Below are 23666 nucleotides of genomic sequence, written 5' to 3'. Positions count from 1 at the left end.
TTTATTAATTGCCTGCCAGAAAAGGGCTGACAGGATAAGTCTCTTTACCTGAGAGCGTGTAACAGCGGTAACACTGGCAACAACATTGATTTATAAGGATAAATGCCGTTACCTCTGCGTTTTTTGTCGAGGTAACGTGTGGTAACACCCGGTTTTTGTTACCATTGTTACCACTCCTGTTTTTTAACTGGTAACAGCCACAGCCCCTGTGGTGCCTGACTGTTACCTCTGTTACCTGTGTTACCTCATAAAAATAAGACTCGTGCGAAGCTATTCTTCCGGGTCGCCCAGTACATTCGTATTAAACTGGTAGACCCGTTTGAGGCCTATTTCTGGCAGGCGAAGGCTTGTCTGGGTTCGCCCATCCCTTCCCGGCTCAAGCCAGCCTGCACTGACGCAGAGTTTTGCCACCTTACTGGCATTGAAACCCTTACAGATTTCCTTCCAGCCTGACGGCAGGACATAAAATGTCGTGACCGTTTCCGTGGTCTGACTGCCCGTATCCACTTTGCGAAAGCCCATCATGGCCACTGGACGGTTCCTGTCGTCGTGCCAGTCAGCAAAACGGCTGTACTGGTTACGCGTGATAAAGTCGCGCACCTGTTCCAGCGCAGCGCGATCTTCCTGATTGGCTGAATGGCCACGATCCACCATCCACGATGCCAGACAACGCTCTGCCGCTGCGTAAGCCTCACCCTCTGACCAGCCGGTGATACCAGCGCGGGTGGCCAGTTCCCCCGCCATCGCCACCAGGGCAAAGCGGGTCACTGCCCGCCCGACCTGATTCCCCGCATCCTGTGGTGTCAGCCTGCGCGTGAACTCTTTCAACATCGCCTTAGCCTGGCTGGTGACCTCCGGAAGTGAGGCCGTGATATGGCGCAGCCAGTCACGAAACGGCGCACCGTGGCACTGTGCTACCCCCTGCTCCAGATGCTCTGACAGCGCCTTGCCACCGCTGAAACCATGAAGTTCTTCAAATACCCCGTATTTACCGGAATCGCTGGGGATCTGGATCATCCTCACCTCAACACCGGCATAAGTCCGTTCACCTGCGTTTGCCGCATGTTCTACGAGGGATAATTCGCCGGTGGAGAGAAACAGCAGGTTCCAGCGATTCGTTTCCCTCACGGAACCGTCCGTTCTGGCTCTGGCCTTGCCCTGGCCATTAGCGAGCATGTAAGCAATATTCCCCGCTTCGCGTCCGTCGACCTCACGGATTTCATCGAGCATCAGCGTGGCGTCATTGCGGCGACTTGCCGTGCCCTCAAGCGCGTTACCCGTCGCACGCCATGTATGCCAGAAATCAGTACCGCCACAGACAGAAGCCGCCACTTTCATGGTGGTGGTTTTGCCATCCGTCGATTCACCTTTCAGGTGATAACCGCCCCCACTCATTCCGACCAGTTGCAACAGTGGCGCGGCAAACGCCAGGCTGACGCTGAAAGCCAGCCTGGCGTTCCCGGTGCAGTAGCGCCCAATTTGCTCACGCCACTCTTCGGATGTGCCACTCACCCGGAAATCACGTCCCTGAACGCTGGAAGTCTGAAGGATGACCGAACGCGCGTCACGACCAATAACCTCATCCTGTAAAACGTACACGCTGCCATGCCAGCCGGTTTTGTTCACGCAGGTAACTTTATTTTCCGGCTTACACAGTGAGATGTATTCCATCAGGTGCGCCCTTGCTGCACCGTTAACATTGATATAGGAAAGCCCGTTAACCAGCAGTATGCGGCGCAATTCTTCTCCGCTACCGCCGAGCATTTCCATCGGCATCGCCCATTTTCGTGGAATACCGTTGGTGTCCTCCCATTCCAGCAACCGCCCGTAATTGCTGCCATCGGCATCACTGGTGATTGCCGTGACACGAATAGGGCTGGAAATCTTGATATTGCGGATCTCAGTGTCGCCGTCTGACTTATTAACCAGCTTGTCATACCAAAGATATTCTTTGGTAAGGCGGAATCCCTCCGGCAGCCGTGTCTGCCCCCGGCCATGCAGGGTCATTTCATCCCGGAATGCCTCGCGGGCGCGCTCCAGACCATTTTCCTGACGGAAATCATCCCAGTCAGCTTTATGACGGGTCGGCGGCAGGGTTACCCAGCCGTTAACCGCTTTTGCGGCCTTTTCCGCCCACAGACGCCCGGTGTTTTCTTTCCCGTCCAGCAGATCGTTATCAGCGGCCAGCACAATGCGAGTATCCGGCCATTTCTTCCGTATTTTTTCAGCGGTTTTAAGGAGATTTGTCGCCGCCACGGCGGCAATAATCCAGCCGGATGCAATCAGGGAAACCGTGAGCGCAGTGGCGAAACCCTCTGTGATGATGACCTGCTCAGGCGGTGTCGCGGGAATGTCAGCCAGCGCGATGAAACTGCCGCTCAGCTGGCTGCCCGGTAACAAACTTTTATCCCCTTCGGGGCTGATAAGCTGACCGCCGGTGATATCTCCGTCGCTGTCAGTCAGTGGCAGCAGCAGTGAACCGTCAGAAAAAACAGTCCCCGCAACAGTCGTGGGCTGCTCAAGCAGGCTGAAAGCGTGGCCATAAAGACTGCGATCGCTCAGGTAGCGGCTTTCCCCCTGCCTGCTTTTCTGCATCAGCTGATGAAAACGCGCCCGGCCATTTGCCTGCCGTGCAGCTTCATTCCTGGCTGGCTTAACGGGTTGCTGACTCACTTCTGCCAGAGACAGTGTTCCGGCCACCATGCCCGATGCCTCTTTCACGCCTTTGCCGGTCACCAGCCGGACTAGATCCAGCCCATCGCCATTACCGCACTGGTTACAGAACCATGTACCGCGTCCTTCTTTATCATCCATGCGAAAACGATCCTTGCCGCCACATTTTGGACATGCGCCATGACGTTTACCTACCGGTATGTCGATCCCAAGAGACGAAAGAATATGAGGCCAGTGGCCACGTGCGGCGGAAGTTACCGATGTTACGGACATTTGCTTCACTGGCTCCCCTCCCGTTCATCACAGGGGATGAATTCAAAGCCCGGAGGCAATTCCCCGTCAGGTGCGCCAAAAATAATGTCCCGATAAACTTCACGCATTTCCGTGACACCTTCAACGGACAGCCGGAGTGTTTCGCCTATAAAACCCGGCGAGAGCATTTTTGCCAGCCTCTCTGTGGCCAGACAACTTCCCTCGTCGATACCAAACTCATCCATCCACGGCATTTCAATGTGATAAAAAATGTTCATGGCCACTTTGTCATGCGTAAGCGCCACGCGTTCGCCATCTTCGATAAAAGCGGCTTCACCATTAACGCGCTCCATCAGAGAAATGAAAGCCTCCGCGATATAGCGGCGCAGTAATGCAGTGCGAAAACCTGGAGAAACAATGAACTCGTTACTTATCATTGTGGATCTCCTTCATGGTGCTGGTTTCCTTTACAACGCCATCGAGCTGCTCTGCAAGACAGGCAAATATTGCCGCAGCGCCATCAGAAGAGACCGTACGCATGCAGGAGACACTGTTTAAGGAAAGCACATCGGCGAGGAATTCACTGGCAAGTGCAACGCGCAAAAGACGTTTTTCCCCGATTTCAGACAGGGTGCAGCCAGACTGCACAGCAGAGCTATCTTTCATGCCATTACCTCCACGGAAGCCCTGAAAGGAATACGACCAGCAAAGCAGAGAACAAAATCGGTAATCAGTTGCAGCCGGGCATCACGTTCGGTGTGTGCAGTAATACGAACCGGCACAGGCAGGGCTTCACCATCGATACGACGAACGGCAAGAAACAGAAAGGTATATTCGGGGTGTAACAACGTGGGGACCGTAGCCATAATGGCAATCTCCTTCAGATAGCGGTTAACGCCACCACCGGAGTTTCCACGCTCGTGGGTGGTAGCCCAGACGGGGGTGGAAATACCGGCTCTGAAGGATACCGGCCTGACCGAAGTCAGCCCCGCCTGAGCCACCATTACGTGATAGCTACAACGGCATAGAAACCGCTGCGCAAGTAATAGATGTGCAAAGACAAAGACACAAAAAAAGACGCATGGCGCGTCTGGTGTCGCCTTCAGATTACACGGGTTTCCACGCCCGGCTGCCGATTTTGCGGCAACAACGGAACTATAGCCCGCCAGATTAAGGCTACGCAAGAAATTTATAACCGAATTCATTATATTGTTCATTTCTGAAAATCCTGACATTCTAAAAGTCCTTACAGGGTCTGCCACTCTGTAGGTTTCATTTTTTCCTGTGTAAGTTCTCAAAGCCCGCTAAATAACCAGCGGGCTTTTTTATTTGCCGTAAAGTTAGTCAACGAATGAAATTGCGCTCTCATCAACAGCGGCGTAGAGTTCCGGATTGCCCAGTGCATACCCTTCATTACGCAAATAGGAATGCACATATTCACAATTATCGTCATCAAATTCGGCGCGAAAATATCGCGTGTTCTCCTGCGTATAAATATGCAGATTGCTCAATGTAGTCACAGCGAGACGCTTACCAGGCATGAAAGGTGGAATGAAAGCAAAACGCCCGGCAACTGAACTGACGGCCATCTGTGCGGCGCTGATATCTGCCGGGCGGTCAGCAGCATTAAACAGGCGCAGGCGTTGTTGTGCAGCCAGTTCAGCCCCGACCATTATCACCAGCCGCGGATCTTCCCGGAACGACTCCGCGATAAAACTGGTGATGAGATGATTAGCCAGTAAATCGATATTTTTCCATTTCCCCGTTTCACCCAGGGTCAGCGGTTCAGAAATAACCTGTTTTCCTTTCATGAAATCTTTAGCTAGCGCATGCCAGCCAATATTGACGTCCTCACCTTTCTTATTTAGTTCCGGAATGGTCGTTTCTGAAATTGATGAACCATTAAAGCCAACACGTAGCATATCCAGTGAATATGCCTGACTAAAAAACTTATCCAGCGCTTCGTCAAAATCACCGGCGTTACCAAGATTATAAATATCCGACATTTCGCCATAGCTGATAGTGGCACAGGTATCCGTTTCTGAAAGCCAAAACTCTGTTCCATTAATCGATACCTTTTTCCGAAAGCGTCCATCCGCAACCCGGCCGGTATGAAGCTCGCTGGCTCCAATATTGATTGCATTACCCGAAACAGCATTAACATCACGCAACGTGATGTTTTCCATCATCCAGCCTGATTCCAGAATAGATGCACGGAGAATATTTTCCTTATTACCGCCAAGAGAAAAACGACGACCTTCATTAAAACCCGCATTGCGATTATCTGTTAATTTCTCATGATAAAGACGTGCCACATCCGGCTTTTGATTTTTAAAAGCAAACATAAATACACCCTGAATATATTAGATGGAAAAAAGCTTTTCTTTTCGCTCTGTTAGTTTTTGGCCCTGGAGGCAGTATTCAACATAATCCTCAGCGGTAACCACTGCACGTAACAGTGAATTATCCACCCTATAATACTCTTTGTAAGCTGCTACCCTTTGTAAACCACCATCATTTAAAGCGTACATGTCAGAAGGTGGAGTACAGTGTTTAATGATTTCACGTACAGCCTCCACCAATTCATTAAGAGCATCCTTTACGAACCGGGCAGCACTGGAAATTACCGGATTCTGTTCAGAAGCCGTAATTTGTGCCGGGATGTACTGAGATACAGGAAAAGAATGCAACACCGATCTATCTACGCCCTTTCCGATTCGCTTTGCTTCCTCAACAAGTAAGCCAGGAAAAGACCGGAAAAGTTTTACCCGCTCTCGTTGTTCTTCAACCCTGCTTTGCGCGGCCTGATAAAGATATTCAGCATCAGCGCGACTCACTGGATGTGAACCCCGGTTCTTCATCTCGGCAACACTACGAGCTGTATAAACCTGCTTTGTTGCCGCTTCTGCTTCAGCTGCTGCACGTTCTCTGTAGCCAAGCTCCTCTTCTTCATTGTGGCAAAGTTGAATGCAGCGCTTTAACAACATATTAATTTCACAAGCTTCCGCACCAGTATCAGGAACGACCAGACCAGTTAACGCAAAAAGTTTGGCCCCCTCAGTCTGTAATTTGTTTAGCGAAAAGATTTCAATAATGCGGGCAATACATGCGGCGTCACTATATAAATCCTTAAAAGGAATTACTTTATAGTTTTGAACATAAGCAAGAGCATTACTTTTTGTAAACTTTAGGGCGAGTGAAGCCCCACCCTCTACATAAAGGTTATTCATTATTCACCTCAATATTTTTTTATTTAAGAAAAAAGCAGCATTGATTAATCATTAACAATTGAATGACTATCACGCCATGCGTAATAGTCCCCCGCGCGCCAACGAGACATACGACCAAGTTTAATCGGTTTAGGGAACCTGCCCTGCGAAATTAGCTTATAAATCCATTTATCTGTAAACAAACAATCAGAGGTAATGAATTTCATATCCACCAATGTGTCTAAATTCGGCCGTTCATATTTGTGCAAGATTTTCATATACATCTATCTCCCCATGTTGTTCATCATTTCGTATCGACATGGGTAATTTAGAGTGTACTGTGGAGGTAAGTAAGAGGGAGTAAGATTCAACATAGCAAAAAGCTATTACTCACCTCTTTTGTTAAAATTTCGTTAACTACATCCGAACTTTAATGCACGTCGCAGCAGCTTGATAATTTCTTCTTCCGAAAGAGGTGCCTTACCATCCTCCCAAAATTCTTCTTTTCGACTCCAGAGCAACTCTCCCCACTGCTTCGCATTTTTGGAACAGACTTCCGGTGCTTTTTTGTACAGGGCAATCGCTGCCATTAAAACAGATTCTCTTTTAGCTGCATGCCGTTCCTTTTGTGCATTACTTTGTGAGAAATAACTATATTTGCGTTTGACCTTCTGAAAACCACCGTCAAGATATAACTCTACAATCTTTTCTTTTTTTTCTTTCTCAATTGACAAAACAGGAGGTATATTAATAATATCCCCAGAATTACAACCAATTGGCAAAATCTCATTTTCACAATACGGTGTTAATGATGATACTTTTACAAAAGGTTGCAGTCTGTTCCTCAGACAATGATTAATATAGTTTTTGCTTAATACCCAATGTCCGTAAAGAGCATACTCACTACCCAACCAGTTATTCTCACTAACTAACTCAACTCCACTCCAGCGACTGAACTGCAAAAATTGGCTATGTGTGTTTCTATTCATATTAAATTGTTCAATATGATAACCACTGTTTACTGTCAGGCCAGTGATAATGGTTTCATATTCACTAACATCAATTATTATGGGTATATTAAGATTTATACATTCTTTCAACACATGAATGAAATCAACCCCAATTTCATCTGACACCTCTTGTAGTTCGATAAAATTATTCATTTTGCCTCCAACCTGCACAATTCATCCGCATACCACTGCATCATTTCCCTACGCCCTTCAATATATTGAGCATGGTTATAAATTCCTCGAATGGAATTTTTGTCCAGATGAGCAAGCTGGGTTTCAATCCAGGCGCTATTAAAACCTTTCTCGTGCAGAATCGTACTCATCGTATGCCTAAAACCATGCCCTGTTACACGGCCAGCATACCCAATACGCTTAAACACCTGGTTGATACTGGCTTCACTCATGAACTTACTGGGATCGTTGCGTCCAGGGAACATGAGCGGATAGTTGCCTGTCAGCTCTTTTAATCGTTGGAGATGTACTAATGCTTGTGTTGAAAGCGGTACAATATGAGTTCTACGCATTTTCATGCGTTCTTTAGGGATTTCCCACACTGCGTTATCAAAATCCACCTCACGCCACTCTGCTGCTCGAAGTTCTCCAGTTCTGAGACCTGTCAGGATGAGTAAATGTGCCCCCAGCAATACAATTGGGCTTCCTGAATAAGCGTTAAGGGTAGTAAAGAACTCGGGCAGCTCGTTGGCCTTGAGGAACGGATAGTGAACTGCTTCATGACCTTGCATCGCACTAGCAAGATCTGGTGCCGGATTGTAGATCGCCCGACCCGTTACGATGGCATAGCGGAATACTTCACCGCATCGCTGACGAACTTTCTTTGCTTTTTCCATTGCTCCTCTGGCTTCTATTAGCCTAAGAACTTCAAGCAGCTCAAGAGGCTTGATATCGGCAATAGGACGATGGCCAATATGCGGAAAGATGTCTTTCTCAAATGCCTCGATGATGTCCGAAGCGTAGCCCTCAGACCATTTGGGAGACTTCATCTTATGCCACTCTAACGCCACATCTCTGAATGGATTTAGAATCTCGTTCGCAGCGGTTAAGGCCTGCTTTTTTGCTTTCTTTACTTCGCCCGGATCATCACCAGTCGCGAGTAATTTCTTCGCGTCTTCACGTTTTTGCCTGGCATCGGCGAGAGACACCGTTGGATAAACACCAAAGGACAAGCGCTTCTCTTTGCCAGCAAAACGGTACTTCATACGCCAGTAACGCGAGCCATTGGGTTCAACCTGAAGGTATAGGCCACCTCCATCAGACAGCTTATAGCTCTTCTCTTTTCCTTTCGCAGCTTCAACCTTGCGGGCATTAAGCATCATTGGGGGCACATTTCCTAGACCGAACAGAACATGCCCCTGATTGTGCCCCCAAGTGCATGTTGATTTCAAGAGATATGGGTTGACCTCAAACGACCAAAAAGGACGTAATATGTATGTTTTTAAAGGGTTTTGTTGATTTGAGTTGATTTGAGAAAACTTGGGGGTGGTGCCGATAATAGGAGTCGAACCTACGACCTTCGCATTACGAATGCGCTGCTCTACCAACTGAGCTATATCGGCTTTTCAGGCCTGCCACGAACGTGACAACGGTTTGTAAGGTTAAGAAAAAGCGCTTTCCCCGTCAACACCTTCGCCTTTCAGTTGATGTTTTTTGCATCAAGCCCTGAATAATCAGCACAAAATGTATGGGTAACCCTAACTAAAACGCAGTCCCTCCTGCCTTCACATTTATCATTAAAAGACCCGCTCGCGGCCACTCCCTCCCCTCTTTCCTTTCGAAATCAGCTATCTTCAATTTTATCTCTCTACAATAAAGCCCCGTGAGCGCAGGTCGATACTTCCCAGACCGCTGCAATAAAATCGGGAGTGGGTATCGGATGCAGAAACTTTTTGTCAATGATGAGACGACCGGGCCGGTTCTGGAGCATAAAAGTACGGCCTCCTTTATCAAACGCGCCCTGATGCTCATGGTGTCACTGCTATCGGCCCTGTTTGTCATCGCCATCATTGTGCTGCTGATTATCGTGCACAATATCAATCAGGAAACCGATAAACATAGCGCCCTGCTGCTGGAAAAAGCGATCCATAACCGCATTGATACCCTAACCACCCATATCAAAGACTATGCCTGGTGGGGCGAGGCCTATCAGCACCTTCACCCCTACGTGGACGTTGAATGGGCTTATACCCGGCAAAATATGGGCGCTACGCTCTGGCGTGATTTTGAGTACGAGGGGATATTCGTACTCGACGGTGCCGGCCAGACGCGCTACAGCGTGATCGACGGCGCGCTGGTCACGCGGCCTCTGCAAGCGTGGCTGGGGGATAACCCCATTCCAGAGCTATTGCATAAAATCGACAGGCCGGACGGGGAACCGCTGGCCAGTACCATCGTCATGAAAGCTGGACATCCCGCCCTGGTGTCAGCGGCACGCATTACCCCTGGCGATGACTCACGCATAACACGCATTCCTGGCCCGGCGCCTGTACTGGTGTTTGTGGACGTGCTGGATGACAAAAAGTTGATGGCGATGGGGAAAGAGTACGGCATCGCACAGGCCCGCGTGCAACGTAGCAATGCGCCGGCGTTAGCGGGGCGTCGCGGCGTTGCCACCTTGCCTATCGACGGGCAGCAGATCGCTTTTGAGTGGAAAAGTGAAAACCCCGGTCGGGAACTGATGCGCTACATCCTGCCGCTGCTGATTTTACTGGCGCTCTGTACCGGCTTTGCCGGGGTGATTCTGGGGCGCAACGCGCTAAAAAAAGCCCGGATGTTTGATGAAAATACATTCCTGCTGACCCAAAGTCGTCTTGCCCTCACCGCCAGCGAAAGGCGCTTTCGCGACGTGGCCGAGGCCACCACGGACTGGATCTGGGAAACGGACCCTGACCTGCGTTTTACCTGGCTTTCGGACCGCTTTCCCGGCATTACCGGGCACAGCATATCGGCATGGATTGGCCGTCCGGTGACCGAATTTTTAGAGGCTGAGGGTCAACCGCTGGCGGAGTGGATCACCCTGCCAGGCCAGACAGGCCATCGCCGCCTGCTTCACTGCCGCTATCTTTCGGCAATGGGCCACCAGCGCTATTGTCATATCGCCCTGAAGCCTGTAATCACGCCGGAGGGGATTACCGGCTACCGGGGCACCGCCACGGACGTCACGCTCGAAGTTGAAGCCCAGGCGCGCGTGCAGTATCTCTCGCGCCATGACGAACTGACCGGCCTGCCTAACCGGGTAAGAATGCGCGAGTTTCTGGAGGGTAAGCTGCAAGCGCAGCCTACGCAGGCGCATCCGCTGGCAATGATCAGCCTCGATCTGGATAAGTTCAAGCCGGTGAATGATCTGTTCGGTCACGGTGCTGGCGATACCGTGCTGCATGAGGTCTCGGCCCGTCTACGCCACTGCGTACGCGACTACGATCTGGTGGCACGCCAGGGGGGAGACGAATTTATCCTGATTATCTCTGACATTCTCGATCGTCAGGATATCGAACATCTGTGTGAACGTATTCTCGCCGAGCTGGCGCGGCCGTTCTTTATCAACGGCAATGAGATATTTATCGGCGCCAGTATCGGGATTGCGATGGCCCCGCAGGATGCCGTCGACGCGGGCGAACTGCTGCGCTTCTCGGACATCGCGCTTTATAAAGCCAAAAGCAGCGGGCGCAACAAATGGCTCTTTTACACTGCGGAAATGGCCGAGCAGATGGTGCAACGCCGCGAGATGGAAAACGGCCTGCGCGAGGCCATCAAGAAAGAGCAGTTCCGCCTGGTGTATCAGCCGCGCTATGGACATAACTCATCGCGGATTATCGCCGTGGAGGCCCTTATCCGCTGGGAACATCCTGAGCTTGGCCTGCTCATGCCCGATCAGTTTATCTCGCTGGCAGAAGAGACCGGCCTTATCGTTGCGCTCAGCGACTGGGTGCTTAAGACCGCCTGTCGCGATGCACAGCAATCTCTGAATGGCCTCTCGGTGTCGGTCAACATCTCCGCCGTGGAGTTCCAGTCCTGGAGCCTGGTAGAGCGCATCCGTGACGCACTAACCCTCTCCGGGCTCGACCCGGCGCGGCTGGAGATTGAGATCACTGAAAACGCCACGCTATGGAACCCGGAAAATAGCCTTGAGCTGATGCTGGCGCTTAAGAAGCTGGGGGTGAAATTGCTGATGGATGATTTTGGCACCGGCTACTCCTCCCTCAGCTATCTGCGCAACTTCCCGTTCGATGGGATCAAGCTGGATAAGTCCTTTATCTCCGGCATGCCGGAGAGCGACAGTGCCAATACCATCGTTGAAAATATTATTGGCCTCGGCAAAGCTTTTTCGCTGAGCATAACGGCGGAGGGGGTTGAGACGGAAGGACAGCTGCAAAAACTGATGATGATGGAGTGCGATGAAACCCAGGGGTACTTGATTGGGCGGCCGCTCAGTCTGGCAGCGTTACAGGAGCAGATGGCCGCGCTCGACTCGGCGGCGCAAGAGCGCACAGGGCAGCGGCTGGAGGAGTAACGCGGGCGGCCCTACAAGCCACCCGCGTGCATCAGCGTCGTTAGCGACGCACCGTGTCGTCGCCGAAGCCGACCCACTTGTAGGTGGTTAAGGCTTCAAGCCCCATCGGGCCACGCGCATGCAGCTTCTGGGTACTTACCGCCACTTCCGCGCCCAGGCCAAACTGTCCGCCGTCGGTGAAGCGGGTAGAGGCATTGATGTACACCGCCGATGAGTCCACTTCATTGATAAAGCGGTCGGCATGGCGCAGCGTGCGGGTCAGGATCGCATCAGAGTGCTGCGTGCCATGTTCACGGATGTGCGCAATGGCCTCATCCAGATCGGCCACCAGTTTGACGTTCAGATCCAGCGACAGGTATTCGTCGTCGTACTGTTCCGCTTTCACCGCCTCAACCTTCGCCGGGCCGCTTTGCAGCAGTGCCAGCGCATCTGGTTCCGCATGGAGGGTGACGCCGCTTTCCGCCATCTGCTTACTCAGCGCCGGCAGGAAGGTGCTGGCGATGCCCCGGTGTACCAGCAGCGTTTCAACGGTGTTACAGGTGCTGGGACGCTGGGTTTTAGCGTTAACGATGATCTTCAACGCCGGGTCGATCTCGGCGCTCTCATCGACCAGGATGTGACACACCCCGATCCCTCCGGTGATCACCGGAATCGTTGACTGTTCGCGGCACAGTTTGTGCAGGCCAGCGCCACCGCGCGGGATCAACATGTCGATGTACTTATCCATGCGCAGCATTTCGGTTACCAGCGCGCGATCCGGACTTTCGATCGCCTGTACGGCACCGGCTGGCAGGCCGCACTCTTCCAGCGCTTGCTGAATCACTTTCACGGTCGCGGCGTTGGTACGCCAGGTCTCTTTCCCGCCGCGCAGGATCGCGGCGTTGCCGGTCTTCAGGCACAGGGAGGCAACATCCACCGTCACGTTCGGGCGGGCTTCATAAATCACGCCGATTACGCCCAGCGGTACGCGGCGACGTTCAATGCGCAGGCCGCTGTCCAGCAGACCGCCGTCAATAATTTGTCCAACCGGGTCGGCCAGATTGCAGACCTGACGCACATCGTCGGCGATGCCTTTCAGACGCGCCGGATTCAGGGCCAGGCGGTCGAGCATAGCCTCGCTCAGACCATTGCGACGGGCTTCCAGCAGATCCTGTTCGTTGGCGAGCAGAATCTCAGCGGACTGCGCTTCCAGATAATCAGCGATTTTTTCCAGCACGCGGTTTTTCTCGCGACTGGAGAGGAGCGCCAGCTTGTACGAGGCGGCTTTGGCGGCGGCGCCCATTTGTTCCAACATTTCTGGCTCCTTAGCGAATGATCATATCGTCACGATGAACAGCAACCGGGCCATATTCATACCCGAGAATCGCGTCAATCTGCTGGGAGTGATGGCCTGCGATACGGCGCAGCGCATCGCTGTTATAGCGAGAAACGCCGTGGGCAATATCGCGCCCTTCCTGATTGCAGATGCGGATCACTTCACCACGGGAGAAGTTACCTGTCACGTTTTTAATGCCTTTTGGAAGCAATGAGCTCCCACGTTCCAGAATTGCCGCGGTCGCGCCTTCGTCCACGGTGAGCTGCCCCGCCGGGGGGGCACCGAAGATCCAGCGTTTACGGTTCTCCAGCGGCGTCGCTTCGGCATGGAAACGCGTGCCGACAGAGATACCCTCCATCACATCGCCAATCACGCCAGGACGGCTGCCCGCCGCAATAATGGTGTCGATGCCCGCGCGGCAAGCCACGTCCGCAGCCTGCAGTTTTGTGCCCATGCCGCCCGTCCCCAGGCCCGAAACGCTGTCGCCGGCAATCGCGCGCAGCGCATCGTCGATCCCTTTCACATCGGTGATCAGTTCAGCCTGTGGGTTGGTACGCGGATCGGCGGTGAACAGCCCTTGCTGGTCGGTCAGCAGCAGCAGTTTATCGGCCCCCGCCAGAATAGCCGCAAGTGCAGAGAGGTTATCGTTATCGCCGACTTTGATTTCGGCGGTGGCCACCGCATCGTTTTCGTTGATGACCGGCACAATGTTGTTATCCAGAAGCGCGCGCAGGGTATCCCGGGCGTTCAGGAAACGCTCGCGGTCTTCCATGTCTGCGCGGGTCAGCAACATCTGGCCTACGTGGATGCCGTAAATGGAGAAGAGCTGCTCCCAGAGCTGAATCAGGCGGCTCTGGCCCACGGCGGCGAGCAGCTGCTTGGAGGCAATCGTTGCGGGGAGTTCAGGGTAGCCCAGATGTTCGCGCCCGGCGGCAATCGCGCCGGAGGTAACAATAACAATGCGATGCCCTGCGGCATGCAGCTGCGCGCACTGGCGCACCAGCTCAACGATATGGGCGCGATTAAGGCGGCGCGATCCGCCTGTTAATACACTGGTACCGAGTTTTACGACCAGCGTCTGGCTATCACTCATGATTCTCTGCCGTTCAACAATAAGGGAAAATGATGTTAATCAGACGTTTTAGCAGGACTGAGCCGCGTTGCCAACAGGCTTTGCGCAGAGGGGAACACTTTATTGCGCGGGATCAGGAAGCGTAGCGGCAGATTTTTACATTTTTATTACTGAAATAATAAATCAGCGCTTTTTGAAATTATTCTGAAATTGTCATAAAACGTTCACCCGCGGACGTTAAAACCCTTCCTGTTTTTCACGGGGTAATAAGTCGATTCTTATTGCTCAGCGAATATTAGCGCGTTTACAAAACACTCAGGATTGAAAATGAAAAAGAGTACTCTGGCATTAGTGGTAATGAGCGTTGTTGCTTCCGCATCTGTTCACGCAGCAGAAGTTTTTAATAAAAACGGAAATAAACTGGATGTGTACGGTAAAGTAAAAGCCATGCACTACCTCAGTGATGACGACGCCAAAGATGGTGACCAGACCTACGTCCGTTTCGGCTTTAAAGGCGAAACTCAAATTAACGATCAGCTGACCGGTTACGGTCGCTGGGAAGCAGAATTCTCTGGCAACAAAGCCGAGAGCGACGCTACGCAAAAGACCCGTCTGGCCTTCGCCGGTCTTAAAATTAAAGATATTGGTTCTTTCGACTATGGCCGTAACCTGGGCGCACTGTACGACGTAGAAGCCTGGACCGATATGTTCCCGGAATTCGGCGGCGACTCCTCTGGTCAGACCGATAACTTCATGACCAAACGCTCCAGCGGCCTGGCGACGTATCGCAACACCGACTTCTTCGGTGCGGTAGACGGCCTGGATCTGACTCTGCAATATCAGGGTAAAAACGAAGGTCGCGACGCCAAGAAACAGAACGGCGACGGCTTCGGTACCTCTTTAAGCTATGACTTCGGCGGCAGCGCGTTTGCGGTGAGCGGCGCGTATACCAACTCCGATCGTACCAACGATCAGAACTTGCTGGCACGTGGTAACGGCGACAAAGCCGAAGCCTGGGGTACCGGTCTGAAATATGACGCTAACGATATCTACCTGGCGGCTATGTATACCGAAACCCGCAATATGACCCCTATTTCCGGTGGCTTTGCGAATAAAGCACAGAACTTTGAAGTAGTGGCACAATATCAATTTGACTTTGGTCTGCGCCCATCCCTGGGTTATGTCCAGTCTAAAGGCAAAAATATTGAAGGGATCGGCAGCGAAGATCTCGTGAAATATATCGATGTGGGCGCGACCTATTATTTCAACAAAAACATGTCCGCGTTTGTTGATTATAAAATCAACCAGATCGACGACGATAATGCGCTGGGCGTGAGCAGCGACGACATCGTTGCCCTAGGTATGACCTACCAGTTCTAATTCATACTAAAAAAAAGCCCGGCTGCCAGAGCGCCGGGCTTTTTTATTTTGTATTGGTGACCCCGCGATCAGGCGGTAAGTTTCACCGGTTGATTGGTGAAATCATCGGCAGGTTCCAGTTTCAGTTCAAAACTTGCCAGCAGAGTGCGTGCTTTTTCATGGAATTCACGCAGGGTGTGTTCCAGACGCTGCACCACCTCGGGATCTTTAATGGCGACCGCCTGCCAGTGCCCATCTTTATCAAACAGACCAAACTGGTAGCTGTAAGTAAATCGGCTCTCTTCTGCTTCCATCTCCATCCACCAGCCCCAGAATTCGCGCTTTTCCGGCGCGGGCTTAACATTGACGCAAACTGCCAGGCAATCGAAAAAAAAGCGTGCCCCTTCGCACTGCTCTTCCCGGATGTACGGGCCAAGAGCCATGAACTTTTTGATCATTCTACTTTTCGGATGTCCACTCGGTAACGTCATTGCGATCTCCTTTTGTGAAGCCACTGTTTTACCAAACCACAAAAAATTAGCAATCAATCAACACAATCTCTGATGGATCCAACGCGAGATTTGCTGCAGTGCTTTGTCAAAATTCTGGTAAACCGGGCTAAACGGCACCTCCAGCAGCTTGCCATCGACAGATGACGAGGTGATTAAACGTGACTCCTCTTCCGGGCTGAATGGATCGTTCTTCCAGTAGCCCGAGAGCATCGGCGTTGGGCAGCGTCGCCCCAGCAAGCCCTGCGTTTTTAACGAATAACGGTTGAGCTCGATGCGCAGCGCCTCGTCGGAGGCTTGCTGCATGCCCAGGCGGCTGGCGAGCACATCCAGATACATCTCTGGCACGCCCCCCTGCCGGGCGGGTTCGCTAAGCAGGGCGTGGACGACCGGACCGAGACAGGCCACCGCCTTCAGGCGTGACGACTCCAGATAGGCCAGACGCACCGCCACGTTCGCACCAAAACGGAAACCAAATGCCGCGACGCGGGTATGATCGACCCAGGGATTTTTTTCCAGCGATCTCAGGGCGTGCTGATGGAGCAAGCTTGAATCCTGGGTCAGCTTCCATTTCGAAGAGAAGCCAATAGAGGGCATATCCAGGGTGAGCATCGCGACGCCCTGCGGGGCGAAATAGCGTTCATAAAGGCTGTAATAATCGGTCTGCAGAGAATCGAGGCCGCCGCACATCATAACCGTCGGGAAGGGACCCTCGCCTGCGGGCATATGCAGGAATCCGGTCACGGAGGGGCCGCCGGGAATGGTGAATTCGATTTCACGTATCCGCCCCGGCAGGTGCTGCGCGGCCTCCTGATAGGCGCGATTCGCCAGCGCCTGCGCCTGCTCTGCCAGCTCATCGCCCTTCAGATGCGGATACGCCGCGATACTGTAAAGGTCGGCGGCGTGCAGCCAGTGCTGGCCGCTGAGGGCCGGGTCTGGCTCCTGCGTGGCTTTCTGCTGCCAGAGCATCGCCTGTTTTGCCCACTCATAGATCCAGTTGCCGCCACGATATCCCACCACCGTGTCGTACAGTTCCGGATCGGTACGCTCGGCATCACTCATCACAATGCGCGCCTGCACCTCCAGAATTTCACGCGGATCGATCCCGCGCCAAATCCACATCAGGCGGTTAATCATGCGATACCAGTGAGGAATATTTTTGCCATCCAGCGCGGACTGCACCTGCTGCTCTGTGCCACTGTTGAAGCGGCGAACCAGGGTCGAGGTTTCCGGATGTTTGAATTTGGGTTTGAAGAGAATTTCGCTGAGATTCGCCTGGGTCATTTCGCGCTGCCTCTAGAGATACGTCAGAGAAGGCTATTGTAACGTGCTACAGGCAAAAACAATAACGCCCGGCGTCACCGGGCGTTAAAAAGAGGATTTAGCGGCCTGAAATAGGCGGTACGAAGACCACGCCCATATCCCATGGCTGCTCAATCCAGGTATCTTGCGGGATATCAATCACATAATCATCCACCAGTGGTTTACCCGCCGGTTTTGCGAAGATAGTGACGAAATGCGCTTTTGGATACATTTCGCGAATAGCGACCGCGGTGCCACCGGTATCGACCAGGTCGTCAATAACGATAAAGCCTTCGCCATCACCTTCGGCGCGCTTGAGTACTGTCAGCTCACGCTGGTTGTCATGGTCGTAGCTGGAGATGCAGACGGTATCGACATGACGAATACCCAGCTCACGTGCCAGCAGCGCCCCCGGTACCAAACCGCCACGGCTAACGGCGATAATGCCTTTCCACTGTTCGGAAGGCATCAGGCGCGCAGCCAGTTTGCGTGCGTGAATCTGCAACATGTCCCAGGTGACGACGTATTTTTCGCTCATGTGAAGTGTCCCAGCCTGTTTGTATACGGCTTAAAAAAATGAGGGGTGAACCAGGTTGCGCGAGATTATAGAGATCTGACGCACTAAAAACCAGTGTTAAGCGGCATGGGGTGGAGTTTTTGCATGCTTAATACTATGCGTTGCCAGAGAAAGTGGTATTCTCAACCGCATCTCGCAAGTCTGACTTGTGGTGACTCTAAACCTGCTAACCCCGTGTCCTGCATCCCTGTTGCAGGATATCGACAAGGAGACTCATAGTGTCTGAACTGTCTCAACTATCTCCACAACCGCTGTGGGATATTTTTGCCAAAATCTGCTCCATTCCTCACCCTTCCTATCACGAAGAACAGCTTGCCGAACACATCATGGGCTGGGCGAAGGAAAAAGGGCTGCACGCCGAGCGCGACCAGGTTGGTAACATTCTGATCCGTAAACCTGCCACCAAAGGCATGGAAAACCGCAAAGCAGTTGTACTGCAAGCGCACCTGGACATGGTTCCACAGAAAAACAACGACACCGTCCACGACTTCACTAAAGATCCGATTCAGCCGTACATCGACGGCGAGTGGGTTAAAGCGCGCGGCACCACGCTGGGCGCGGATAACGGTATCGGCATGGCCTCTGCCCTGGCCGTACTGGCTGATGACAGCGTTGAGCATGGCCCGCTGGAAGTGTTGCTGACCATGACGGAAGAAGCGGGTATGGACGGCGCATTTGGTCTGCAGGCGAACTGGCTGCAGGCAGATATCCTGATCAATACCGACTCTGAAGAAGAGGGTGAGATCTACATGGGTTGCGCTGGCGGTATCGATTTCATCGCCACCCTGCCGTTGACCCGTGAAGCGGTACCCGCCAATTTCCAGACCTTTAAGCTGACCCTGAAAGGGCTGAAAGGTGGCCACTCCGGCGGCGATATTCACCTGGGCCTGGGCAATGCGAACAAACTGCTGGCACGCTTCCTGGCAGGCCACGCGGCCGAACTGGATCTGCGCCTTGTCGATTTCAATGGCGGCACCCTGCGTAACGCCATCCCGCGCGAAGCCTTCGCCACCGTCGCCGTTGCGGCTGACAAAGCCGACGCGCTGAAAAACCTGGCGAACGTTTATCTGGATATCCTGAAAAACGAACTCTCGGTGAAAGAGAAGAACCTGACCGTGGTGCTCGAAGCCGTCTCCAGCGACAAAGCGGCGCTGACTACCGCATCCCGTGACGCCTTTGTTCAGTTGCTGAATGCCACACCAAACGGCGTGATCCGTAACTCCGACGTAGCGAAAGGGGTGGTGGAAACCTCCCTGAACGTGGGCGTGGTGACCATGAGCGACGACAGCGCAGAAATCATCTGCCTGATCCGTTCACTTATCGACAGCGGTAAAGAGTACGTTGTGAGTATGCTGGAATCACTGGGTGCCCTGGCCGGAGCGAAAACATCCGCAAAAGGCAGCTATCCAGGCTGGCAGCCGGACGCAAGCTCGCCGGTAATGGCTCTGGTTCGTGAAACCTACCAGCGTCTGTTCAACAGCACCCCGAACATTCAGGTGATTCACGCCGGTCTGGAGTGCGGTCTGTTTAAAAAACCGTACCCGGATATGGACATGGTGTCTATCGGCCCAACCATTACGGGTCCGCACTCGCCAGACGAGCAAGTTCATATCGAAAGCGTGGGCCACTACTGGACCCTGCTGACAGAACTGCTGAAAGCCATCCCGGCGAAGTAAGCATTTCTGCTCGCCATCCAGCCCGGCTCCGCCGGGCTTTTTTATAACCCCAGCAACAGCTGCCGCTCTAATTGCGGATCCAATAGCGTGACGTGTAACCCCACCAGCCGTACGCCCCGCCCTGCCCGACGCTCTGCCCAGGTTTTCTTTGCAGTGGCGACAAGGTCGTCTTTGTTGAGACGCGGCCAGACGTGCTCCTGGGTCGTCTGCTGAAAATCATTAAATTTAAGTTTGACCCCCTGACGGGCAATCAACAGGTCTGGCTTCACTTTCGCCAGTCGCCGCTCTAGCTCGGGATAGAGCTGTTCGGTAATGATTTTTTCACACTCCGCCCAGTCATGAATGTCATCACTCAGGGTGCGCTCCACACCAACCGATTTTCGCAGCCGCTCGCTGTTGACGTCGCGATCGTCAATCCCCTGGCTTCGCTCCCACAACACCCGGCCAAATTTACCGAACCGCTTAAGGAGCATAGCAAGATCGCTATTTTGCACATCTTCGCAGGTGCGAAGCCCCATGCTCTCCAGCTTTGCCGCAGAGACTTTGCCCACCCCGGGGATTTTACTGAGCGGCAGGGTTTTTAAGAACGCCGGGACGTCATCGGGCGTGATCACATACTGACCGTTGGGCTTATTAAGATCGGACGCGATCTTGGCCAGGAATTTTACCGGCGCCACCCCCGCCGAGGCGGTGAGGTTGAGTTCGTTGGAGATGGTTTGGCGAATCTCCTGCGCCATCAACGTTGCCGAGCCGTGGCAATGCAGGCTTTCCGTAACGTCGAGATAGGCTTCGTCAAGCGACAGGGGCTCAATGAGAGAGGTGTAGCGGGAGAAGATATCGCGAATATGCAGCGACGCTTCTTTGTAGGCCTCAAAGCGCCCGGGCAACAGGGTTAAGTGGGGGCAAAGCTTCAGGGCCATCGCCGTAGGCATGGCGCTGCGCACGCCAAATTTGCGCGCCGGGTAGTTTGCCGTGCTGATGACGCCCCGCTTTACGCGGCTGCCGCCGATAGCAATGGGAATATCCCGCAGCGCCGGATTGTCCCGCATCTCTACCGCAGCAAAAAAGCAGTCCATATCGACATGAATGATTTTGCGCATTCCATTCACCATACCTGTAATTGCATACAGTATAACAAACAACATTTAATGCGACAGCCGTTTTAGCGTCTCATTACCGTCATACGGCTATGTTAAAAAGAGAACCCTATAAAAACCTTATAATTCATTATTTTAAAAAATCTCTGGAGATCGTTTCATGAACAAACGGATTGCCGCCTCGCTGCTGTTTCTCAGCACCTCGCTCTGGGCCAGCCCAGAAATCATTGCGCATCGTGGCGGCACGGGCGACGCGCCAGAAAATACCCTGCCGGCCATTAAGCTGGCGCTGCAAAATCAGGCTCAGGCCATCTGGATAACCGTACAGCTTAGCCGTGACGGCGTGCCGGTGCTTTATCGTCCCAGCGACCTGCAGGCGTTAACGTCAATGAAGGGAAAAGTTTCTGCCTACACTGCTGCCGAGCTTACGACCTTTAATGCCGGTACCAAATGGAAAGAGACGATTGCCGATGCCACCATCCCGACGCTAAAAGCCGTACTGGAACAGTGGCCAGAGACCCGGTTCTTTATTGATATTAAATCGCCGGATGCGGCGCCGGAGGAGATGGCGAAACAGTTGACGGCCACCCTGCAAGAGACGAACAGCTTACAGCGGGTTCGCGTTTACTCCACGGAAGATCGTTACCTGGACGCATTGCCGCCTACGGTACCGCGTTTTGTGACCCGCAGTGAAACCCGGACTCGTCTGGCAAACATTTCGCTGAATCATCTGTGCGATGCCCCAGCCAAAACCATGGATGAATACTGGTATGGCCTGGAGCTTAACCGTAAGGTTGAGATAGTCGAAAAATTCACGCTTGGCGAAGGCATTTCGCCGGCGACGCTGACGTGGGACAAAGAGGCGATGACCTGTTTCCGTTCGCAGGGGAATGCGCACATTATTTTACTGGGCATCAACGCCAGCAAAGATTTCCAGACTGCAAAAATGCTGGGTGCCGACGGTGTCGTGGTCGATTCCCCTGCGCAGGCCAGCCAGTGGCATTAATCGTTAATCAGGCCGCGAGCGCGGCCTGATGATTTTAGAGTATTCTGCCCTGCTGACGCCGGGCATCACGTTCCATCCGTTTTTTCCGCGCATCGCACGGTTCCGGGCAGTCGCACACTTTCTCCATGCCCAGGGAGGAGATCCCACCGCAGCTGCCCTGCAGGCTTTTACGCTTGATGATCCAGCCGAGCGACATGGCAAAGATAACCAGCACAAATACCGCAAAGGTGGCGATAAAAACAAACATATCAGCCTCCGAAGTCGTCCAGCATGATGTTCTCATCCTCCACGCCAAGATCTTTCAGCATCCTGATAACCGCCGCGTTCATCACCGGTGGACCGCACATGTAGAACTCGCAGTCTTCCGGCGCGGCATGGTTCTTGAGGTAGTTCTCATACAGCACGTTGTGAATGAAGCCGGTATAGCCCGTCCAGTTATCTTCCGGCTGCGGATCGGAGAGCGCAACGTGGAAGCTGAAGTTAGGATTTTCTCGCGCCAGCTGTTCAAACTCGTCATCGTAGAACATCTCACGCCGCGAACGGGCACCGTACCAGAAGCTGATTTTACGCTTACTGCCAAGACGCTTTAGCTGATCGAAGATATGTGAGCGCATCGGCGCCATGCCAGCACCGCCGCCGATAAAGACCATTTCGGCCTCGCTCTCTTTGGCAAAGAACTCGCCAAACGGCCCGGAAATCGTGACCTTATCGCCCGCTTTCAGCGACCAGATATAGGAGGACATAATTCCCGGCGGCGCATCAGGCACGCCCGGGGGCGGCGTGGCGATACGCACATTGAGCATGATGATGCCCTTCTCGTCCGGATAGTTGGCCATGGAGTACGCCCGCAGCGTGGGCTCTTTGACGTCAGAGACGAAGCGGAAAAGATTAAATTTATCCCAGTCCGCACGGTACTCGTCAGGCACATCAAAATCGGCGTAAGCCACGGTGTGTTCGGGACATTCGATTTGAATATAACCCCCTGCACGGAAGGGAACATCTTCGCCTTCCGGTACCCGCAGCTTCAACTCCTTGATAAAGGTGGCTTTGTTATCGTTGGAGATCACTTCACACTGCCACTTCTTAACGCCGAAAATCTCTTCAGGCAGTTCGATTTTCATGTTCTGGCGCACCGCCACCTGGCAGGCCAGACGACATCCCTCTTTCGCCTCGCGCTTACTGATATGCGCAAGCTCGGTGGGGAGGATGTCACCGCCCCCCTCTTTCACGACAACCCGGCACTGTCCGCAGGAGCCGCCGCCGCCGCAGGCGGAGGAGACGAAAATGCCGTTGCCGGAGAGCGTATTGAGCAGCTTATCACCCGCCGCGGTGCGAATCTGTTTGTCCGCTTCATCGTTAATATCGATCGTGACATCACCGGCATTAACCAGCTTCGCACGCGCCACCAGAATCAACCCGGACAGCATCAGAACGATGAGCGTAAACATCACGACGCCAAGAATAATTTCCATTTATTAAGCCCTTATAGCTGCACACCGGAGAAGGACATAAAGCCCAGCGCCATTAAACCGGTGGTGATAAAGGTGATCCCTAAGCCGCGCAGACCGGCCGGCACGTTAGCGTATTTCATTTTTTCGCGGATCCCTGCCATGGTGACAATCGCCAGCATCCAGCCAATACCCGAGCCAAATCCGTACACGACCGACTCGGTGAAGTTGTAATCACGCTGAACCATAAATGACACCCCGCCAAAGATGGCGCAGTTCACCGCAATCAACGGCAGGAAGATCCCCAGCGCGTTGTAAAGGGATGGAAAGTATTTATCGAGGATCATCTCCAGAATCTGCACCAGCGCAGCAATCACGCCAATAAAGGTAATGAAGTTAAGGAAGCTGAGATCCACCCCTTCCACCAGCGCACCGTCGCGCAGCACCAGGTTGAAGACCAGATTGTTAATCGGGACCGACAACCCCAGCACCACCGTCACGGCCACGCCAAGACCAAACGCGGTCGATACCTTTTTGGAGACGGCAAGAAAGGTACACATCCCGAGGAAGAACGCGAGCGCCATGTTTTCGACAAACACCGCGCGCACAAACAAACTAAGGTAATGAGCCATTGTC

General features: G+C 52.9%; 22 protein-coding genes and 1 tRNA gene. 4 read left to right on the top strand and 19 right to left on the bottom strand.

The window, feature by feature from the left end:
- Positions 1-270 precede the first annotated feature (270 nt).
- The 10 genes from JZ655_RS04110 to JZ655_RS04070 form a co-directional block, all read right to left on the bottom strand.
- The gene (locus JZ655_RS04110) at positions 271-2946 is read right to left on the bottom strand and encodes a DUF927 domain-containing protein (RefSeq protein ID WP_425352464.1); all 2676 of its coding nucleotides are present in this window, start codon (positions 2944-2946) and stop codon (positions 271-273) included.
- A 5-nt stretch (positions 2947-2951) separates the two neighbouring features.
- Complete coding sequence (locus JZ655_RS04105) at positions 2952-3362, bottom strand: hypothetical protein (protein WP_207293059.1); 411 nt, start codon at positions 3360-3362, stop codon at positions 2952-2954.
- Positions 3352-3591 (bottom strand): hypothetical protein, encoded by a 240-nt coding sequence (locus tag JZ655_RS04100; protein WP_207293058.1) that lies wholly within the window; start codon positions 3589-3591, stop codon positions 3352-3354. Before JZ655_RS04100 ends, JZ655_RS04105 begins: the two co-directional genes overlap by 11 nt.
- Positions 3588-4130 carry a host cell division inhibitor Icd-like protein gene (locus JZ655_RS04095; protein WP_242637301.1) on the bottom strand — a complete coding sequence of 181 codons (543 nt, stop codon included), beginning with the start codon at positions 4128-4130 and terminating at the stop codon, positions 3588-3590. The genes JZ655_RS04100 and JZ655_RS04095 overlap by 4 nt, the downstream gene beginning before the upstream one ends.
- A gap of 135 nt (positions 4131-4265) precedes the next feature.
- Positions 4266-5270: a P2 family phage major capsid protein gene (locus tag JZ655_RS04090; protein WP_207293057.1), complete on the bottom strand. Its 1005-nt coding sequence runs from the start codon at positions 5268-5270 to the stop codon at positions 4266-4268.
- Positions 5271-5288: 18 nt separating this feature from the next.
- Positions 5289-6155: a hypothetical protein gene (locus JZ655_RS04085; protein WP_207293056.1), complete on the bottom strand. Its 867-nt coding sequence runs from the start codon at positions 6153-6155 to the stop codon at positions 5289-5291.
- Positions 6156-6199: 44 nt separating this feature from the next.
- Positions 6200-6412 (bottom strand): helix-turn-helix transcriptional regulator, encoded by a 213-nt coding sequence (locus JZ655_RS21330; protein ID WP_242637310.1) that lies wholly within the window; start codon positions 6410-6412, stop codon positions 6200-6202.
- 135 nt (positions 6413-6547) lie between these two features.
- Positions 6548-7297, bottom strand: coding sequence for a hypothetical protein (locus JZ655_RS04080; protein WP_207293055.1), 750 nt, complete (start codon positions 7295-7297; stop codon positions 6548-6550).
- Positions 7294-8478, bottom strand: coding sequence for a tyrosine-type recombinase/integrase (locus tag JZ655_RS04075; RefSeq protein WP_207293054.1), 1185 nt, complete (start codon positions 8476-8478; stop codon positions 7294-7296). The genes JZ655_RS04080 and JZ655_RS04075 overlap by 4 nt, the downstream gene beginning before the upstream one ends.
- Before the next feature lie 164 nt (positions 8479-8642).
- A tRNA-Thr gene (locus JZ655_RS04070) sits at positions 8643-8718 on the bottom strand.
- Positions 8719-9035: 317 nt separating this feature from the next.
- On the opposite strand from JZ655_RS04070, the gene JZ655_RS04065 reads away from it, so the two are divergent.
- Positions 9036-11669, top strand: coding sequence for a bifunctional diguanylate cyclase/phosphodiesterase (locus JZ655_RS04065; protein ID WP_281064308.1), 2634 nt, complete (start codon positions 9036-9038; stop codon positions 11667-11669).
- 40 nt (positions 11670-11709) lie between these two features.
- On the opposite strand, the gene proA is transcribed toward JZ655_RS04065, so the two are convergent.
- Together proA and proB are read right to left on the bottom strand one after the other, a co-directional pair.
- Positions 11710-12963, bottom strand: a complete 1254-nt coding sequence (proA, locus tag JZ655_RS04060; protein WP_207293053.1) for a glutamate-5-semialdehyde dehydrogenase — start codon at positions 12961-12963, stop codon at positions 11710-11712.
- 10 nt (positions 12964-12973) lie between these two features.
- On the bottom strand, positions 12974-14077 hold the full coding sequence (gene proB / locus JZ655_RS04055) for a glutamate 5-kinase (RefSeq protein WP_040077021.1): 1104 nt from the start codon (positions 14075-14077) through the stop codon (positions 12974-12976).
- A 306-nt stretch (positions 14078-14383) separates the two neighbouring features.
- Between proB and phoE the strand changes: the two genes are divergently transcribed.
- A complete protein-coding gene (gene phoE, locus JZ655_RS04050; RefSeq protein WP_207293052.1) occupies positions 14384-15436 on the top strand; it encodes a phosphoporin PhoE in 1053 nt (350 codons plus the stop codon).
- A 68-nt stretch (positions 15437-15504) separates the two neighbouring features.
- Here phoE and crl read toward each other — a convergent pair whose 3' ends face one another.
- The 3 genes from crl to gpt all read right to left on the bottom strand — a co-directional run bounded on the left by crl (position 15505) and on the right by gpt (position 17764).
- Positions 15505-15906: a sigma factor-binding protein Crl gene (crl, locus tag JZ655_RS04045; RefSeq protein ID WP_046886717.1), complete on the bottom strand. Its 402-nt coding sequence runs from the start codon at positions 15904-15906 to the stop codon at positions 15505-15507.
- A 57-nt stretch (positions 15907-15963) separates the two neighbouring features.
- A complete protein-coding gene (gene frsA / locus JZ655_RS04040) occupies positions 15964-17208 on the bottom strand; it encodes an esterase FrsA (protein ID WP_046886716.1) in 1245 nt (414 codons plus the stop codon).
- A 97-nt stretch (positions 17209-17305) separates the two neighbouring features.
- On the bottom strand, positions 17306-17764 hold the full coding sequence (gpt, locus tag JZ655_RS04035) for a xanthine phosphoribosyltransferase (protein WP_040077024.1): 459 nt from the start codon (positions 17762-17764) through the stop codon (positions 17306-17308).
- A 257-nt stretch (positions 17765-18021) separates the two neighbouring features.
- Between gpt and pepD the strand changes: the two genes are divergently transcribed.
- Positions 18022-19479, top strand: a complete 1458-nt coding sequence (pepD, locus tag JZ655_RS04030) for a cytosol nonspecific dipeptidase (RefSeq protein WP_207293051.1) — start codon at positions 18022-18024, stop codon at positions 19477-19479.
- Between the two features lie 41 nt (positions 19480-19520).
- On the opposite strand, the gene dinB is transcribed toward pepD, so the two are convergent.
- Complete coding sequence (gene dinB / locus JZ655_RS04025) at positions 19521-20579, bottom strand: DNA polymerase IV (protein WP_207293050.1); 1059 nt, start codon at positions 20577-20579, stop codon at positions 19521-19523.
- Positions 20580-20736: 157 nt separating this feature from the next.
- Here dinB and JZ655_RS04020 point away from each other — a divergent pair, with 157 nt between their 5' ends.
- Positions 20737-21582, top strand: a complete 846-nt coding sequence (locus tag JZ655_RS04020) for a glycerophosphodiester phosphodiesterase family protein (RefSeq protein ID WP_207293049.1) — start codon at positions 20737-20739, stop codon at positions 21580-21582.
- 34 nt (positions 21583-21616) lie between these two features.
- Here JZ655_RS04020 and nqrM read toward each other — a convergent pair whose 3' ends face one another.
- The 3 genes from nqrM to nqrE are packed head-to-tail and all read right to left on the bottom strand — an operon-like array spanning position 21617 to position 23662.
- A complete protein-coding gene (gene nqrM / locus JZ655_RS04015; protein WP_046886712.1) occupies positions 21617-21829 on the bottom strand; it encodes a (Na+)-NQR maturation NqrM in 213 nt (70 codons plus the stop codon).
- A gap of 1 nt (position 21830) precedes the next feature.
- Positions 21831-23054: an NADH:ubiquinone reductase (Na(+)-transporting) subunit F gene (gene nqrF, locus JZ655_RS04010; protein WP_046886711.1), complete on the bottom strand. Its 1224-nt coding sequence runs from the start codon at positions 23052-23054 to the stop codon at positions 21831-21833.
- 11 nt (positions 23055-23065) lie between these two features.
- Positions 23066-23662 carry an NADH:ubiquinone reductase (Na(+)-transporting) subunit E gene (gene nqrE / locus JZ655_RS04005; protein ID WP_046886710.1) on the bottom strand — a complete coding sequence of 199 codons (597 nt, stop codon included), beginning with the start codon at positions 23660-23662 and terminating at the stop codon, positions 23066-23068.
- Positions 23663-23666: the final 4 nt, after the last annotated feature.

This window comes from Leclercia pneumoniae (assembly GCF_017348915.1).
Taxonomy (GTDB): Bacteria; Pseudomonadota; Gammaproteobacteria; order Enterobacterales; family Enterobacteriaceae; genus Enterobacter; species Enterobacter pneumoniae.
This window is presented reverse-complemented; position numbering and strand designations above follow the sequence as displayed.

Bases quoted from the DNA above. Each gene is read 5' to 3' on its own strand.
- frsA (WP_046886716.1), bottom strand. From the start codon at position 17,208: ATGACCCAGGCGAATCTCAGCGAAATTCTCTTCAAACCCAAATTCAAA.
- JZ655_RS04100 (WP_207293058.1), bottom strand. From the start codon at position 3,591: ATGAAAGATAGCTCTGCTGTGCAGTCTGGCTGCACCCTGTCTGAAATC.
- phoE (WP_207293052.1), top strand. From the start codon at position 14,384: ATGAAAAAGAGTACTCTGGCATTAGTGGTAATGAGCGTTGTTGCTTCC.
- gpt (WP_040077024.1), bottom strand. From the start codon at position 17,764: ATGAGCGAAAAATACGTCGTCACCTGGGACATGTTGCAGATTCACGCA.
- JZ655_RS04080 (WP_207293055.1), bottom strand. From the start codon at position 7,297: ATGAATAATTTTATCGAACTACAAGAGGTGTCAGATGAAATTGGGGTT.
- JZ655_RS04095 (WP_242637301.1), bottom strand. From the start codon at position 4,130: ATGAATTCGGTTATAAATTTCTTGCGTAGCCTTAATCTGGCGGGCTAT.
- proB (WP_040077021.1), bottom strand. From the start codon at position 14,077: ATGAGTGATAGCCAGACGCTGGTCGTAAAACTCGGTACCAGTGTATTA.
- JZ655_RS04105 (WP_207293059.1), bottom strand. From the start codon at position 3,362: ATGATAAGTAACGAGTTCATTGTTTCTCCAGGTTTTCGCACTGCATTA.
- nqrF (WP_046886711.1), bottom strand. From the start codon at position 23,054: ATGGAAATTATTCTTGGCGTCGTGATGTTTACGCTCATCGTTCTGATG.
- dinB (WP_207293050.1), bottom strand. From the start codon at position 20,579: ATGCGCAAAATCATTCATGTCGATATGGACTGCTTTTTTGCTGCGGTA.
- JZ655_RS04020 (WP_207293049.1), top strand. From the start codon at position 20,737: ATGAACAAACGGATTGCCGCCTCGCTGCTGTTTCTCAGCACCTCGCTC.
- crl (WP_046886717.1), bottom strand. From the start codon at position 15,906: ATGACGTTACCGAGTGGACATCCGAAAAGTAGAATGATCAAAAAGTTC.
- proA (WP_207293053.1), bottom strand. From the start codon at position 12,963: ATGTTGGAACAAATGGGCGCCGCCGCCAAAGCCGCCTCGTACAAGCTG.
- JZ655_RS04065 (WP_281064308.1), top strand. From the start codon at position 9,036: ATGCAGAAACTTTTTGTCAATGATGAGACGACCGGGCCGGTTCTGGAG.
- JZ655_RS04075 (WP_207293054.1), bottom strand. From the start codon at position 8,478: ATGATGCTTAATGCCCGCAAGGTTGAAGCTGCGAAAGGAAAAGAGAAG.
- JZ655_RS21330 (WP_242637310.1), bottom strand. From the start codon at position 6,412: ATGAAAATCTTGCACAAATATGAACGGCCGAATTTAGACACATTGGTG.
- JZ655_RS04085 (WP_207293056.1), bottom strand. From the start codon at position 6,155: ATGAATAACCTTTATGTAGAGGGTGGGGCTTCACTCGCCCTAAAGTTT.
- JZ655_RS04110 (WP_425352464.1), bottom strand. From the start codon at position 2,946: ATGTCCGTAACATCGGTAACTTCCGCCGCACGTGGCCACTGGCCTCAT.
- nqrM (WP_046886712.1), bottom strand. From the start codon at position 21,829: ATGTTTGTTTTTATCGCCACCTTTGCGGTATTTGTGCTGGTTATCTTT.
- JZ655_RS04090 (WP_207293057.1), bottom strand. From the start codon at position 5,270: ATGTTTGCTTTTAAAAATCAAAAGCCGGATGTGGCACGTCTTTATCAT.
- nqrE (WP_046886710.1), bottom strand. From the start codon at position 23,662: ATGGCTCATTACCTTAGTTTGTTTGTGCGCGCGGTGTTTGTCGAAAAC.